The organism is Enterobacter sp. MGH120 (genome assembly GCF_001037725.1).
Taxonomy (GTDB): domain Bacteria; phylum Pseudomonadota; class Gammaproteobacteria; order Enterobacterales; family Enterobacteriaceae; genus Enterobacter; species Enterobacter hormaechei_C.
In genome coordinates this window covers 98,614-114,523 of sequence record NZ_KQ089940.1, presented here as the reverse complement: position 1 = coordinate 114,523, position 15,910 = coordinate 98,614, and the positions used below count along the sequence as shown (strand labels likewise).

General features: G+C 56.0%; 11 protein-coding genes, 1 rRNA gene and 2 other annotated features. Of the genes, 10 read left to right on the top strand and 2 right to left on the bottom strand.

Annotation, left to right across the window (positions count from 1 at the left end; translation table 11 throughout):
• Positions 1-20 precede the first annotated feature (20 nt).
• Positions 21-254, top strand: a sequence feature (23S ribosomal RNA rRNA prediction is too short).
• A 30-nt stretch (positions 255-284) separates the two neighbouring features.
• Positions 285-1,157, top strand: a sequence feature (23S ribosomal RNA rRNA prediction is too short).
• 80 nt (positions 1,158-1,237) lie between these two features.
• The 5 genes from rrf (at position 1,238) to aceK (ending at position 7,512) form a co-directional block, all read left to right on the top strand.
• Positions 1,238-1,353 (top strand): 5S ribosomal RNA (gene rrf, locus SK54_RS00530).
• A gap of 218 nt (positions 1,354-1,571) precedes the next feature.
• On the top strand, positions 1,572-2,501 hold the full coding sequence (gene metA, locus SK54_RS00525; RefSeq protein ID WP_017382604.1) for a homoserine O-acetyltransferase MetA: 930 nt from the start codon (positions 1,572-1,574) through the stop codon (positions 2,499-2,501).
• A gap of 270 nt (positions 2,502-2,771) precedes the next feature.
• On the top strand, positions 2,772-4,373 hold the full coding sequence (gene aceB / locus SK54_RS00520) for a malate synthase A (RefSeq protein ID WP_040117081.1): 1,602 nt from the start codon (positions 2,772-2,774) through the stop codon (positions 4,371-4,373).
• A 31-nt stretch (positions 4,374-4,404) separates the two neighbouring features.
• Positions 4,405-5,709 (top strand): isocitrate lyase, encoded by a 1,305-nt coding sequence (gene aceA, locus SK54_RS00515; protein ID WP_017382606.1) that lies wholly within the window; start codon positions 4,405-4,407, stop codon positions 5,707-5,709.
• A gap of 51 nt (positions 5,710-5,760) precedes the next feature.
• Positions 5,761-7,512: a bifunctional isocitrate dehydrogenase kinase/phosphatase gene (gene aceK / locus SK54_RS00510; RefSeq protein WP_048246564.1), complete on the top strand. Its 1,752-nt coding sequence runs from the start codon at positions 5,761-5,763 to the stop codon at positions 7,510-7,512.
• Positions 7,513-7,535: 23 nt separating this feature from the next.
• Here the strand turns inward: aceK and iclR are convergent, their stop codons facing one another.
• Entirely contained in the window at positions 7,536-8,363 is an 828-nt protein-coding gene (gene iclR, locus SK54_RS00505) for a glyoxylate bypass operon transcriptional repressor IclR (protein ID WP_003860353.1), read from the bottom strand.
• 193 nt (positions 8,364-8,556) lie between these two features.
• Here iclR and metH point away from each other — a divergent pair, with 193 nt between their 5' ends.
• The 5 genes from metH (at position 8,557) to rluF (ending at position 15,621) form a co-directional block, all read left to right on the top strand.
• Positions 8,557-12,240 (top strand): methionine synthase, encoded by a 3,684-nt coding sequence (metH, locus tag SK54_RS00500; protein ID WP_032646865.1) that lies wholly within the window; start codon positions 8,557-8,559, stop codon positions 12,238-12,240.
• A gap of 116 nt (positions 12,241-12,356) precedes the next feature.
• Positions 12,357-13,988 carry a Na/Pi cotransporter family protein gene (locus tag SK54_RS00495; RefSeq protein ID WP_003860350.1) on the top strand — a complete coding sequence of 544 codons (1,632 nt, stop codon included), beginning with the start codon at positions 12,357-12,359 and terminating at the stop codon, positions 13,986-13,988.
• 95 nt (positions 13,989-14,083) lie between these two features.
• Positions 14,084-14,377, top strand: a complete 294-nt coding sequence (locus SK54_RS00490; protein WP_017382609.1) for a type II toxin-antitoxin system CcdA family antitoxin — start codon at positions 14,084-14,086, stop codon at positions 14,375-14,377.
• Positions 14,377-14,694: a CcdB family protein gene (locus tag SK54_RS00485; RefSeq protein ID WP_017382610.1), complete on the top strand. Its 318-nt coding sequence runs from the start codon at positions 14,377-14,379 to the stop codon at positions 14,692-14,694. Before SK54_RS00490 ends, SK54_RS00485 begins: the two co-directional genes overlap by 1 nt.
• 54 nt (positions 14,695-14,748) lie before the next feature.
• The gene (rluF, locus tag SK54_RS00480; protein ID WP_003860347.1) at positions 14,749-15,621 is read left to right on the top strand and encodes a 23S rRNA pseudouridine(2604) synthase RluF; all 873 of its coding nucleotides are present in this window, start codon (positions 14,749-14,751) and stop codon (positions 15,619-15,621) included.
• On the opposite strand, the gene SK54_RS00475 is transcribed toward rluF, so the two are convergent.
• A complete protein-coding gene (locus SK54_RS00475; protein WP_017382612.1) occupies positions 15,622-15,894 on the bottom strand; it encodes a YjbD family protein in 273 nt (90 codons plus the stop codon).
• Between the last annotated feature and the right edge of the window lie 16 nt (positions 15,895-15,910).

The following is a 15,910-nucleotide window of genomic DNA, read 5'->3' as shown; positions in this document are numbered from 1 at the left end:
GGAGCTGAAATCAGTCGAAGATACCAGCTGGCTGCAACTGTTTATTAAAAACACAGCACTGTGCAAACACGAAAGTGGACGTATACGGTGTGACGCCTGCCCGGTGCCGGAAGGTTAATTGATGGGGTTAGCGGCAACGCGAAGCTCTTGATCGAAGCCCCGGTAAACGGCGGCCGTAACTATAACGGTCCTAAGGTAGCGAAATTCCTTGTCGGGTAAGTTCCGACCTGCACGAATGGCGTAATGATGGCCAGGCTGTCTCCACCCGAGACTCAGTGAAATTGAACTCGCTGTGAAGATGCAGTGTACCCGCGGCAAGACGGAAAGACCCCGTGAACCTTTACTATAGCTTGACACTGAACACTGGTCCTTGATGTGTAGGATAGGTGGGAGGCTTTGAAGCGTGGACGCCAGTCTGCGTGGAGCCGCCCTTGAAATACCACCCTTTAATGGCTGGTGTTCTAACGTGGACCCGTAATCCGGGTTGCGGACAGTGTCTGGTGGGTAGTTTGACTGGGGCGGTCTCCTCCCAAAGAGTAACGGAGGAGCACGAAGGTTGGCTAATCCTGGTCGGACATCAGGAGGTTAGTGCAATGGCATAAGCCAGCTTGACTGCGAGCGTGACGGCGCGAGCAGGTGCGAAAGCAGGTCATAGTGATCCGGTGGTTCTGAATGGAAGGGCCATCGCTCAACGGATAAAAGGTACTCCGGGGATAACAGGCTGATACCGCCCAAGAGTTCATATCGACGGCGGTGTTTGGCACCTCGATGTCGGCTCATCACATCCTGGGGCTGAAGTAGGTCCCAAGGGTATGGCTGTTCGCCATTTAAAGTGGTACGCGAGCTGGGTTTAGAACGTCGTGAGACAGTTCGGTCCCTATCTGCCGTGGGCGCTGGAGAATTGAGGGGGGCTGCTCCTAGTACGAGAGGACCGGAGTGGACGCATCACTGGTGTTCGGGTTGTCATGCCAATGGCACTGCCCGGTAGCTAAATGCGGAAGAGATAAGTGCTGAAAGCATCTAAGCACGAAACTTGCCCCGAGATGAGTTCTCCCTGAGACCTTGAGTCTCCTGAAGGAACGTTGAAGACGACGACGTTGATAGGTCGGGTGTGTAAGCGCAGCGATGCGTTGAGCTAACCGATACTAATGAACCGTGAGGCTTAACCTTACAACGCCGAAGGTGTTTTGGCGAAGAGACAGAAGATTTTCAGCCTGATACAGATTAACAGAATTTGCCTGGCGGCTTTAGCGCGGTGGTCCCACCTGACCCCATGCCGAACTCAGAAGTGAAACGCCGTAGCGCCGATGGTAGTGTGGGGTCTCCCCATGTGAGAGTAGGGAACTGCCAGGCATCAATTAAGAAGAACCCCGTACCGTAAGGTGCGGGGTTTTTTGCTTTGTACGTTCTGAAAAGTCGGGTGGTGGCCCAGCCTTACCCGCCCTACATGCTTTCCCTCCTTGAAACTTTCTCACCTTTCGCTTGCAGACTCGACATTAACCCCGTTTCTGGGTATCGTTAGCTGTCTGGATGTCTAAACGTTTATACGTATGCTGTGAGGATTTAAGGTTATGCCGATTCGGGTGCAGGACGAGCTACCAGCCGTCAATTTCTTGCGTGAAGAGAATGTCTTCGTAATGACAACTTCGCGTGCTTCTGGTCAGGAAATTCGCCCGCTGAAGGTGCTGATCCTTAATCTGATGCCAAAGAAGATCGAAACGGAGAACCAGTTCCTGCGCTTGCTCTCCAACTCTCCGCTTCAGGTTGATATCCAGCTGCTGCGCATTGACGCGCGTGAGTCACGCAACACGCCTGCTGAGCATCTGAATAACTTCTACTGTAATTTTGAAGATATTCGCGATGAGAATTTCGATGGACTGATCGTCACCGGCGCACCGCTGGGCCTGGTGGAATTTAATGACGTTGCCTACTGGCCACAGATCAGGCAGGTGCTGGAGTGGGCAAAAGATCACGTCACGTCCACCTTGTTTGTCTGTTGGGCGGTACAGGCCGCACTGAATATCCTCTATGGCATTCCCAAGCAAACCCGCAGCGACAAACTTTCTGGCGTATACGAACACCACATTCTTCACCCGCATGCGCTGCTGACGCGTGGTTTCGATGACACTTTCCTGGCCCCGCATTCTCGCTACGCCGATTTTCCGGCACAGCTGATCCGCGATTACACCGACCTGGAGATCCTGGCCGAAACTGAAGACGGCGATGCCTACCTGTTCGCCAGTAAAGACAAACGCATCGCGTTCGTTACCGGCCATCCTGAGTACGATCCGCATACCCTCGCGTCAGAGTATTTTCGTGACGTTGAAGCGGGTCTGAATCCGGATGTCCCGTACAACTATTTCCCGAAAAACGATCCGCAAAACACGCCTCGGGCAACCTGGCGTAGTCACGGAAATTTGCTGTTCACCAACTGGCTCAACTATTACGTCTACCAGATTACGCCGTACGATCTGCGCCACATGAATCCGACGCTGGAGTAATCGTCTGCATTAAACGATCCTAAAGCGTTTCAGCTATTCAGATCAGGCACCTTCGGGTGCCTTTTTTATTTCCGAAATCCAACTCAACCCCGTGAAAAACTTTAATGTCATATTAATCAATAGGTTGTGATTATATATAAATTAAAATGGAAATTGTTTTTGATTTTGGAAAAATTATAGATAGTCTTAATTCTGCTGAGCGAAAACTACACAACGATCTTTCGCTCGCGTCGGGGGCGTGATTTTGGATCTTTGATGAGGAGCAGAACGATGACTCAACAGGCAACAACGGTCGATGAACTGACCTTTACCCAGCCGAATGGTGAACAAGAACAGCAAGTTTTGACGGCAGAAGCGGTAGAGTTTCTGACTGAACTGGTGACTCGCTTTACGCCACAGCGTAATAAACTGCTGGCGGCGCGCATTCATCAACAGCAGGAGATCGATAACGGCAAGTTGCCAGGGTTTATTTCGGAAACCGCTTCCATTCGTCATGGTGAATGGAAAATTCGCGGAATCCCTGAAGATTTACAGGATCGTCGCGTAGAGATCACCGGTCCGGTAGAGCGCAAAATGGTGATCAACGCCATGAATGCCAACGTCAAAGTATTTATGGCGGACTTCGAAGATTCCCTCGCGCCGGACTGGCAGAAAGTTATCGACGGGCAGATCAACCTGCGCGACGCCGTCAACGGCACCATCAGCTATACCAACGAAGCCGGTAAAATTTACCAGCTCAAACCGAATCCGGCGGTGCTGATCTGCCGCGTACGCGGTCTGCATTTGCCAGAAAAACACGTCACCTGGCGCGGAGAAGCGATTCCGGGCAGCCTGTTCGACTTTGCGCTGTACTTCTTTCACAACTATAAAAACCTGCTGGCGAAAGGCAGCGGCCCCTATTTCTATCTGCCGAAAACCCAGTCCTGGCAGGAAGCGGCGTGGTGGAGTGAAGTTTTCAGCTACGCAGAAGACCGCTTTGGCCTGCCGCGCGGCACCATTAAGGCCACGCTGCTGATTGAAACCCTGCCTGCCGTATTCCAGATGCATGAGATCCTCCATGCGCTGCGTGATCATATTGTGGGCCTGAACTGCGGCCGTTGGGATTACATCTTCAGCTACATCAAAACCCTGAAAAACCATGCCGACCGGGTATTGCCGGATCGTCAGGTTGTCACCATGGATAAACCGTTCCTCAGCGCCTACTCGCGCCTGCTGATTAAGACCTGCCACAAACGCGGAGCCTTTGCGATGGGCGGTATGGCGGCGTTTATCCCGAGCAAAGATGCAGAGCGTAACAATCAGGTGCTCAACAAGGTGAAAGCCGATAAAGAGCTGGAAGCCCGTAATGGCCACGACGGGACGTGGATTGCCCATCCTGGTCTGGCCGATACGGCGATGGAAGTCTTTAACCGCGTACTCGGCGACAACAAAAACCAGCTGTTTGTCACCCGTGAAGACGATGCGCCAATCGCAGAAGAACAGTTGCTGGCGCCGTGTGCGGGCGAACGCACGGAAGAGGGGATGCGCGCCAACATTCGCGTCGCCGTGCAGTACATCGAGGCATGGATCTCAGGCAACGGCTGCGTGCCGATCTACGGACTGATGGAAGATGCCGCCACGGCGGAAATTTCACGTACCTCCATCTGGCAGTGGATCCATCATCAAAAAACGCTCAGCAACAGCAAACCGGTAACCAAAGCCCTGTTCCGTCAGATGCTGGCCGAAGAGATGCGGGTCATCCAGGACGAACTGGGCGAGCACCGCTTCAGCAGTGGGCGTTTTGACGATGCCGCACGTCTGATGGAGCAAATCACCACCTCTGATGACTTAATCGACTTCCTGACCCTGCCGGGCTACCGCTTCCTGGCGTAATTCACCACATAACAATATGGAGCATCTGCACATGAAAACCCGTACCCAACAGATCGAAGAGTTACAAAAAGAGTGGACCCAACCGCGCTGGGAAGGCATTCGCCGTCCGTACAGCGCAGAGGAAGTGGTGAAATTACGCGGCTCGGTTAACCCGGAATGTACGCTGGCGCAGAACGGCGCGGCGAAAATGTGGGATCTGCTGCATGGGGGGTCTAAAAAAGGCTATATCAACAGCCTCGGCGCGCTGACCGGCGGTCAGGCATTGCAGCAGGCGAAGGCCGGCATTGAGGCTATCTATCTTTCCGGCTGGCAGGTCGCGGCGGATGCTAACCTGGCCGCCAGCATGTATCCGGATCAATCTCTTTATCCGGCGAACTCGGTGCCGTCAGTGGTGGATCGGATCAACAATACCTTCCGCCGTGCGGATCAGATCCAGTGGGCCGCGGGTATCGAACCCCACGATCCGCGTTTTATCGACTATTTCCTGCCGATCGTCGCCGATGCGGAAGCCGGTTTCGGCGGCGTGCTGAACGCCTTTGAGCTGATGAAATCCATGATTGAGGCCGGTGCAGCGGCCGTTCACTTTGAAGATCAGCTGGCGTCGGTGAAGAAGTGCGGGCATATGGGCGGGAAAGTGCTGGTGCCAACCCAGGAAGCGATCCAGAAGCTGGTTGCCGCGCGTCTGGCTGCTGACGTGCTCGGCGTGCCGACGCTGGTGATTGCCCGTACCGATGCTGACGCGGCGGACCTGATCACCTCTGACTGCGACCCGTATGACAGCGAATTCATTACTGGCGAACGTACCAGCGAAGGGTTCTATCGCACACATGCCGGTATTGAACAGGCGATCAGCCGCGGCCTGGCGTATGCCCCTTACGCCGACCTGGTCTGGTGTGAAACCTCCACGCCGGATCTGGCGCTGGCGAAGCGCTTTGCCGATGCGATTCATGCGAAGTATCCGGGCAAGCTGCTGGCCTATAACTGTTCGCCGTCCTTCAACTGGCAAAAGAATCTGGACGATACGACCATCGCCAGCTTCCAGCAGCAATTGTCAGATATGGGCTACAAGTACCAGTTCATCACTCTGGCGGGTATCCACAGCATGTGGTTCAACATGTTCGACCTGGCGCACGCCTACGCGCAGGGCGAAGGCATGAAACACTATGTTGAGAAGGTGCAGCAGCCAGAATTTGCGGCGGGCAAAGAAGGATATACCTTCGTTTCGCACCAGCAGGAAGTGGGAACCGGCTACTTCGATAATGTGACCACGATTATTCAGGGCGGGGCCTCCTCCGTCACGGCATTAACGGGCTCGACGGAAGAAGCACAGTTCTAATCTTTTCCCCCTCTCCCCCCTCGGGGAGAGGGTTGGGGTGAGGGGGAATATATGTCGCGTGGTCTGGAATTACTGATTGCCCAAACTATTTTGCAGGGCTTCGATGCCCAGTATGGCCGCTTTCTGGAAGTCACCTCCGGCGCGCAACAGCGTTTTGAGCACGCCGACTGGCATGCGGTTCAGCAGGCCATGAAGCAGCGTATCCATCTTTATGATCACCACGTAGGTCTGGTGGTGGAGCAACTGCGCTGTATCACCGACGGTAAAAGCCCGGATGCGGAATTTTTACTGCGCGTGAAAGAGCATTACACCCATCTGTTACCCGACTACCCGCGCTTCGAGATTGCGGAGAGCTTTTTCAACTCCGTCTATTGCCGGTTATTTGACCACCGCTCATTATCTCCTGAGCGGTTATTTATCTTCAGCTCCCAGCCGGAGCGCCGCTTCCGTACCATTCCGCGTCCGCTGGCGAAAGATTTCTTTCCCGATCGCGGCTGGGAAAAGCTCCTGCACCGCGTCTTAACGGATTTGCCGCTGCGCCTGCCGTGGGAGAATAAACCCCGGGATATCGGCTATATCCACGCATATCTCAGTGAAACCTTCGGCGAGGAGGTGCTCAGCCGCAGCCATTTGCAGGTTGCCAACGAGCTTTTCTACCGGAATAAGGCTGCCTGGCTGGTGGGCAAACTGGTTACGCCGACAGCCATCGTGCCGTTTCTGCTACCCATTCACCGTACCGACGACGGCGAACTGTTTGTCGATACCTGCCTGACTACCAGCGCTGAGGCCAGTATCGTATTTGGCTTCGCCCGTTCCTATTTCATGGTCTATGCCCCACTGCCTGCCGCCATGGTGGAGTGGCTGCGCGAGATCCTGCCGGGCAAAACCACCGCCGAGCTGTATATGGCGATTGGCTGTCAGAAGCATGCCAAAACGGAAAGTTATCGGGAATACCTGCGTTATGTCACCACGGCTGATGAGCAGTTTATCGAAGCGCCGGGGATCCGCGGCATGGTGATGCTAGTTTTCACACTGCCGGGCTTCGACCGCGTGTTTAAGGTGATTAAGGATAAATTTGCCCCGCAGAAAGAGATGACCGCCGCTCACGTCCGCGCCTGCTATCAGCTGGTTAAAGAGCACGATCGTGTCGGGCGAATGGCCGATACCCAGGAGTTTGAAAACTTTGTGCTGGATAAGCAGCAGATCGATCCGTCGCTGATGTTGCTGCTAATGCAGGAAGCGCCGACGAAAATTACCGATCTTGGCGATAAGATTGCGATTAACCATCTCTATATCGAACGCCGGATGGTGCCGCTAAATATCTGGCTGGAGCAGTCCGAAGGTCAGGCTTTACGAGACGCCATTGAAGAGTACGGCAATGCGATTCGCCAGCTCGCCGCCGCCAATATTTTCCCCGGCGACATGCTGTTTAAAAACTTCGGCGTCACCCGTCACGGGCGGGTGGTGTTCTACGATTACGATGAAATTTGCTACATGACCGAGGTGAACTTCCGCGATATCCCGCCGCCGCGCTACCCGGAAGATGAACTATCCAGCGAGCCGTGGTACAGCGTATCGCCGGGCGATGTGTTTCCGGAGGAGTTTCGCCACTGGCTTTGTGCCGACCCGCGCATCGGGCCGCTATTCGAAGAGATGCATGCCGATCTGTTCCGCGCCAGCTACTGGCGCGGGCTGCAAACGCGGATAAAAAATGGGCACGTGGAAGATGTCTACGCTTACCGCCGCAAGCAGCGGTTTTGCATCCGCTTTTCTCCCTCTCCCTGTGGGAGAGGGCCGGGGTGAGGGCATCAGGCGGCAATGCACGTTTAACGAATCCCACCATACGCCAGCGTCACCTCTTTCGCGGCCTTAATCACCATCGCGCCCAGCTCGGTGACGCGGTCGTCGGTCATACGTGAAATCGGCCCGGAGATGGAGATAGCGGCAAACGGCTCGCGGTGCTCGTCAAAAATGCAGGACGCGAGGCAGCGCAGCCCGAGGGCATGTTCTTCGTCATCAAACGAATAGCCGCGCTTGCGGGTCAGAGCCAGATCTTCTTTCAGATGCACCGGCGACACCAGCGTGGCGTGGGTATAGGCGTGCAGTCCTTTACGGTGCAGCAGCCCCGTTACCTGCTCTTCGCTCAGCTGCGAGAGAAACGCTTTCCCTGCGCCAGAGGCGTGCATCGGCAACTTGCCGCCAATCGGCGCGGACATGCGCATCAGCTGCGTACACTGCACCTGGTCGATAATAATCGCCTGGTGATCGCTCTGATCCAGCACGGCCAGGTTTACCGTCTCGCCGGACTCCTCCATCAGCTTGCGCAGAATCGGGTGGACAATCGCCAGCAGGTTGCGGCTTTGCAGGAAGCTGCTGCCGACAATAAATGCATGCGCCCCCACCGCCCAGTGCCCCAGCTCGCCCACCTGACGCACGAAGCCCAGCTGCTGCATGGTGGTCAGCAGACGGTGCGTGGTGGAGTTCGGCAGGCCAGCCTGCTGCGCCAGCTCCGTCAGGGCCACGCTACCATGCGATTCGGCTATCCATTCCAGCAGCTTCAGGCCGCGCGTCAGTGATTGAACCTGTCCGCCAGGTTGTGCAGCGGTGGTTGCAGCAGGTTTTCTGCCGCGTTTAGCGGGAACGGTCGTAACCATGACGAACTCCTTTTTCTGTATCGTGGAAATCATTTTCGTTTTATTTGGTGGTTTTGCAACCGCTTTCCTGACTGATCGGAGGAGTGATAGTGAACATGTCTCATGTTACCGCTGTGTGACTTTTCGACCCTGCGAGATTATGCCAGTATGGAACGCAGCCTTTTGGCCTTGTTGAGCGTTGTCGGGAGCAAGTGTGAGCAGCAAAGTAGAGCAACTGCGTGCGCAGTTAAATGAACGAATTCTGGTGCTGGACGGCGGCATGGGCACCATGATCCAGGGCTATCGTCTGAGTGAAGACGATTTCCGCGGCGAGCGCTTTGCCGACTGGCCTTGTGACCTGAAAGGGAACAATGACCTGCTGGTGTTAAGCAAACCGTCTGTTATCAGGGATATCCACAACGCTTACTTCGAAGCGGGTGCGGATATTGTTGAAACCAACACCTTCAACTCGACAACCATCGCCATGGCGGATTACCAGATGGAATCCCTGTCGGCGGAGATCAACTTTGAAGCGGCGAAGCTGGCGCGCGCCTGCGCCGACGAATGGACGGCCCGTACGCCGGACAAGCCGCGCTACGTAGCCGGGGTGCTGGGCCCAACCAACCGCACCGCGTCGATTTCTCCGGACGTCAACGACCCGGCGTTTCGGAACATCACCTTTGACCAGCTGGTGGCCGCGTATCGTGAGTCCACTAAAGCGCTGGTGGAAGGCGGCTCCGACCTGATCCTGATTGAAACCGTATTCGACACCCTCAACGCTAAAGCCGCGATTTACGCGGTGAAAGAGGAGTTCGAGGCGCTGGGCGTCGACCTGCCGATCATGATTTCCGGCACCATCACCGACGCCTCGGGGCGCACACTTTCCGGCCAGACAACCGAAGCGTTTTATAACTCCCTGCGCCACGCCGAAGCGCTCTCCTTTGGCCTCAACTGTGCGCTGGGGCCGGACGAGCTGCGCCAGTACGTGCAGGAGCTTTCGCGCATCGCAGAGTGCTACGTCACCGCCCACCCGAACGCCGGTCTGCCGAACGCGTTTGGTGAGTACGATCTGGATGCCGACACCATGGCGGCGCAAATCCGCGAATGGGCCGAATCTGGTTTCCTCAACGTCGTCGGCGGCTGCTGCGGCACCACGCCGGAGCATATCGCCGCCATGAGCCGCGCCGTCGCCGGGCTTCCACCGCGCAAGCTACCCGAGCTTCCGGTAGCCTGTCGTCTGTCCGGCCTGGAGCCGTTGACCATCGGCGACGACAGCCTGTTTGTGAACGTGGGTGAACGTACTAACGTTACCGGTTCTGCGAAGTTCAAGCGCCTGATCAAAGAAGAGAAGTACAGCGAAGCGCTGGACGTTGCTCGCCAGCAGGTAGAAAGCGGGGCGCAGATCATCGATATCAACATGGATGAGGGGATGCTCGATGCCGAAGCGGCAATGGTGCGTTTCCTCAACCTGATTGCCGGTGAGCCGGATATCGCCCGCGTGCCGATCATGATTGACTCCTCCAAGTGGGAGGTCATCGAAAAAGGGCTGAAGTGCATTCAGGGCAAAGGCATCGTTAACTCCATCTCGATGAAAGAGGGCGTCGATACCTTTATCCACCACGCGAAGCTGGTCCGTCGCTACGGAGCCGCCGTGGTGGTGATGGCCTTCGATGAAGTGGGCCAGGCCGATACCCGCGAACGCAAAATTGAGATTTGCCGCCGCGCGTACAAAATTTTGACCGAAGAGGTGGGTTTCCCGCCGGAAGACATCATCTTCGACCCGAACATCTTCGCCGTCGCGACCGGCATCGAAGAGCACAACAACTACGCTCAGGACTTCATCGGCGCGTGTGAAGACATTAAACGCGAGCTACCGCATGCGCTGATCTCCGGCGGCGTGTCGAACGTGTCGTTCTCGTTCCGCGGCAACGACCCGGTGCGTGAGGCGATCCACGCCGTGTTCCTTTACTACGCCATCCGCAACGGGATGGACATGGGGATCGTCAACGCTGGCCAGCTGGCAATTTACGACGATCTGCCAGCCGAGCTGCGCGACGCCGTAGAAGACGTGATCCTCAATCGTCGTGACGACGCCACCGAACGCATGCTGGATCTGGCGGAAAAATACCGCGGCAGTAAATCTGACGAATCAGCCAACGTTCAACAGGCCGAATGGCGCTCCTGGGATGTGAATAAGCGTCTGGAATACTCGCTGGTAAAAGGCATTACCGAGTTTATCGAGCAGGATACCGAGGAAGCGCGTCAGCAGGCCGCCCGTCCGATTGAAGTGATCGAAGGGCCGCTGATGGACGGCATGAACGTGGTCGGCGATCTGTTCGGCGAGGGCAAAATGTTCCTGCCGCAGGTGGTGAAATCCGCCCGCGTCATGAAGCAGGCGGTGGCGTATCTGGAACCCTTTATCGAAGCCAGCAAAGAGAAGGGCTCCAGTAACGGTAAAATGGTCATCGCCACCGTGAAGGGCGACGTACACGACATCGGCAAGAATATCGTCGGCGTGGTGTTGCAGTGTAATAACTACGAAATTATCGACCTTGGCGTGATGGTCCCGGCGGATAAAATCCTCAGGACCGCGCGCGAAGTGAATGCGGATCTGATTGGTCTTTCCGGGCTGATTACGCCTTCGCTTGACGAAATGGTCAACGTGGCAAAAGAGATGGAGCGCCAGGGCTTTACCATTCCACTGCTGATTGGCGGGGCAACCACCTCGAAAGCCCACACGGCGGTGAAAATCGAGCAGAACTACAGTGGGCCGACGGTGTATGTTCAAAACGCCTCGCGCACTGTGGGCGTGGTCTCCGCGCTGCTGTCCGACACCCAGCGCGATGACTTTGTCGCCCGCACCCGCAAAGAGTATGAAACCGTCCGCATTCAGCATGGACGTAAGAAACCGCGCACGCCGCCGGTTTCGCTTCAGGCGGCGCGCGATAACGATCTGGCGTTCGACTGGTCCAGCTATACGCCGCCGGTCGCACACCGTCTGGGCGTGCAGGACGTGACGGCCAGCATCGAAACGCTGCGTAACTACATCGACTGGACGCCGTTCTTCATGACCTGGTCGCTGGCGGGCAAATATCCGCGCATTCTTGAAGATGAGGTGGTGGGCGAAGAGGCGAAGCGCCTGTTTAAAGATGCTAACGACATGCTCGACAGGCTGAGCGCAGAGAAAGCCCTCAACCCGCGCGGCGTGGTGGGGCTGTTCCCGGCGAACCGCGTGGGCGACGACGTGGAAATCTACCGCGATGAAACCCGCACCCACGTGCTGGCCGTGAGCCACCACCTGCGCCAGCAAACCGAGAAAGTGGGCTTTGCCAACTACTGCCTGGCGGATTTCGTCGCACCGAAACTCTCCGGTAAAGCCGACTATATCGGCGCCTTTGCCGTAACCGGTGGTCTGGAAGAAGACGCGCTGGCGGATGCGTACGACGCGCAGCACGATGATTACAACAAAATCATGGTGAAAGCGATCGCCGACCGTCTGGCGGAAGCCTTCGCTGAATATCTGCATGAACGCGTACGTAAGGTGCACTGGGGCTACGCGGCGAATGAGAATCTCAGCAACGAGGAGCTGATCCGCGAAAACTACCAGGGCATTCGTCCGGCGCCGGGGTATCCGGCCTGCCCGGAACACACCGAGAAGGGCACTATCTGGAAGTTGCTGGACGTCGAAGCGCATACCGGCATGAAGCTCACCGAGTCGTTCGCCATGTGGCCGGGCGCGTCCGTTTCCGGCTGGTACTTCAGCCATCCGGACAGCAAGTACTTCGCCGTGGCACAGCTTCAGCGCGATCAGATTGAGGATTACGCTCTGCGTAAAGGCATGAGCGTGTCAGAGGTGGAACGCTGGCTGGCGCCGAATTTGGGCTACGACGCAGACTAACGTCACTTTTCCTTACAACAAACAGGGCACCGCTATGGTGCCTTGTCTCTTTCTTACGTTTAAACCCTTATACTGAACCTCAGGAAAACGAATAACGATAAGGAGGAATACCTACCGTGTTGACGTTGTTACACCTGCTCTCCGCAGTCGCACTGCTGGTATGGGGCACCCATATCGTTCGTACCGGCGTGATGCGCGTGTTTGGCGCACGTTTACGTACCGTTCTCAGCGGCAGCGTTGAGAAGAAGCCGCTCGCCTTCTGCGCGGGTATTGGCGTCACGGCGCTGGTGCAAAGCAGCAACGCTACCACCATGCTCGTCACCTCGTTCGTGGCGCAGGATCTGGTGGCGCTCGCCCCGGCGCTGGTGATTGTCCTTGGCGCCGACGTCGGTACCGCGCTGATGGCGCGTATCCTGACATTCGATCTCTCCTGGCTGTCGCCACTACTGATTTTTATCGGCGTCATTTTTTTCCTCGGCCGTAAGCAAAGCCGTGCCGGGCAGCTTGGCCGCGTCGGTATTGGCCTCGGGCTGATCCTGCTGGCGCTGGAGCTGATTGTGCAGGCTGTCACGCCGATCACCCAGGCCAACGGTGTGCAGGTCATCTTCGCCTCGTTAACCGGCGATATTATGCTGGATGCGCTGATCGGCGCGGTATTCGCCATCGTCAGCTACTCCAGCCTGGCAGCGGTCCTGCTGACGGCGACCTTAACCGCCGCAGGGGTAATTTCCTTCCCGGTGGCGCTGTGCCTGGTGATCGGTGCCAACCTCGGCTCTGGCCTGCTGGCGATGCTCAACAACAGCGCCGCCAACGCTGCCGCCCGCCGGGTGGCGCTGGGGAGTTTACTGTTTAAGCTGGTGGGTAGCCTGATCATTCTGCCGTTTGTGCACCCGCTGGCGAACCTGATGGATAATCTCTCTCTGCCGAAAGCGGAGCTGGTGATCTACTTCCACGTCTTCTACAACCTGGTGCGCTGTCTGGCGATGGTGCCGTTTGCCGCGCCGATGGCCCGCTTCTGCGAGCGGCTTATTCGTGATGAACCGGAGCTGGACGCGCGCCTTAAACCGAAGCATCTGGACACCTCGGTGCTGGATACTCCTGCGCTGGCCATCGCCAATGCAGCCCGCGAAACGCTGCGCATGGGCGACGCGATGGAAACCATGCTGGAAGGGCTGCAAAAGGTGATGCACGGCGAGCCGCGCGAAGAAAAAGAGCTGCGCAGGCTGGCGGACGATATCAACGTGCTGTATACCGCCATCAAGCTCTATCTGGCGCGGATCCCCCAGGACGAGCTGGCGGAAGAGGAGTCGCGCCGCTGGGCGGAAATCATCGAGATGTCGCTTAACCTGGAGCAGGCTTCGGATATTGTCGAGCGTATGGGCAGTGAAATCGCAGACAAATCCCTGGCCGCACGCCGGGCGTTTTCTGTTGAAGGGCTGAAAGAGCTGGAAGCGCTGCACGAACAGCTGGTCAGCAACCTGAAGCTGGCGATGTCGGTCTTCTTCTCCAGCGACGTGCCGAGCGCGCGCCGCCTGCGCCGCAATAAGCATCGTTTCCGCATCCTTAATCGCCGCTACTCACACGCCCACGTTGAGCGTCTGCACCAGCAGAACGTGCAGAGTATCGAGACCAGCTCACTCCACCTGGGACTGCTGGGCGATATGAAGCGTCTCAACTCGTTGTTCTGTGCGGTGGCGTACAGCGTGATGGAGCAGCCGGATGAAGACGATGAGCGGGATGAGTATTAATCTCTGAAAGCGCCTCGCAAAACCCTTTTGTGAGGCGTGACACCTTCTAAAGAGCAATTCATTCTTAAGGCCTTACATTTTTAAGGGAATAGAAAATGCTCGTTTATTACGCTACACTTCGCCAATTCATGCGCATTCCAATGGGGGTTATCATGCGCACTACTAATGGCATTAAAAAATCAGTCAATGTTTCGTTAGCACCAGAAATTCTTGAAGAAGCGCGACGTCTTAAGCTCAATCTCTCTGCTGTACTCACGGCCGCTCTACAGGAGCAGTTTCGTGCGCATCAGCGCGCAGAGTGGTTAGCAGAAAATAAAGCGTCTATAGAGGCCATTAACCAGTGGGTTGATGAAAACGGCTCCTTTAGTGACTTTCAGAGGTCATTCTGATGGAGCAATATTTTGCTTATGCGAATGAAGGTAATGGGAAAAAAGCATATCCATGGCTTATTAATATGCAGCACCCTGTTGCTAATGTGATGAAACATGTACTGGTTGCTCCCGCCGTTGAATTAAGCCAGTTGGGCGGCATTCGTCCGCCTGCGAAAGTGTGCCCTGTCGTTGAAATCGCGGGTAAGTCCTGCGTTGTCATGATGCATATGCTGTCAGGCATCTCTTCAAAAGAGTTAGGTGAACGCGTTGCCGATCTTACTAACAGCAGTGCTTCATTGCGGGATGCACTCGATTTTCTGATCAGCGGTTACTAGGACTTTTTTGTCAGGCGCAAGGTAAGGTATATTTCGCCCTTCACAGGAGAAACTATGCTGCCAACTCAATCAACCCGATTAAACAAATACATTAGCGAGAGCGGGATCTGCTCACGTCGCGAGGCTGACCGTTACATTGAACAAGGTAACGTGTTTCTTAACGGCAAGCGCGCCACCATCGGTGACCAGGTGGTGCCTGGCGATGTGGTGAAAGTGAATGGTCAGGTCATCGAACCGCGTGATGCCGAAGACCTGGTGTTTATCGCGTTGAACAAGCCGGTTGGGATTGTCAGCACTACGGAAGATGGCGAGCGGGACAACATTGTTGATTTCGTGAACCACAGCAGCCGTATCTTCCCGATTGGTCGCCTGGATAAGGACTCTCAGGGGTTAATCTTCCTGACTAATCACGGCGATCTGGTGAACAAAATTCTGCGTGCCGGTAACGACCATGAGAAAGAGTACATTGTTACGGTGAACAAGCCGGTCACGGACGAGTTCATCCGGGGAATGGGCGCAGGCGTGCCGATTCTGGGCACCGTGACGAAGAAGTGTAAAGTCAGAAAAGAGGCGCCGTTTGCGTTTCGTATCACGCTGGTGCAGGGCCTGAACCGCCAGATCCGCCGCATGTGCGAGTACTTCGGTTATGAAGTGACGAAGCTGGAACGCACGCGCATCATGAACGTCAGCCTGTCCGGGATCCCGCTGGGCGAGTGGCGTGACTTAACGGATGACGAGCTGATCGAGCTGTTCAAACTTATCGAGAACTCCTCGTCCGAAGCGAAGCCGAAAGCTAAAGCCAAACCGAAAACGCAGGCGATTAAGCGTCCGGTGGTGAAGGCACCGCAGGCGGAAGAGAAAGGGCGGGGCAAGCCGGGCAACGGAAAACGCTTTACCCAGCCGGGGCGCAAAAAGAAAGGGCGCTGATTAGCGCCTTCCACGGGTTGATGTGCTGGCGGACCAGGAAAAAGTCGCCTCTGCATCGGGTTTATAAGCCTGCTCTTTTTTCAGCTTGCGGGCTTTTTTCGCCGCGGCATCACGTTGCGCCATCAGTTTATCGATGTACTCTTTTTTAACCTGATTGGTTTCGGCGTTCGTCAGCGTGCGGCCATGCGCGATACGGGCGCGGTCGAGTAGCGTTTTCAGTTCGCGCTGCTCGGCTTCGGTCATGTCTTTCTGGGTCAAACGTGGTGTAGCCATTGCTGAAGCCTCCTGA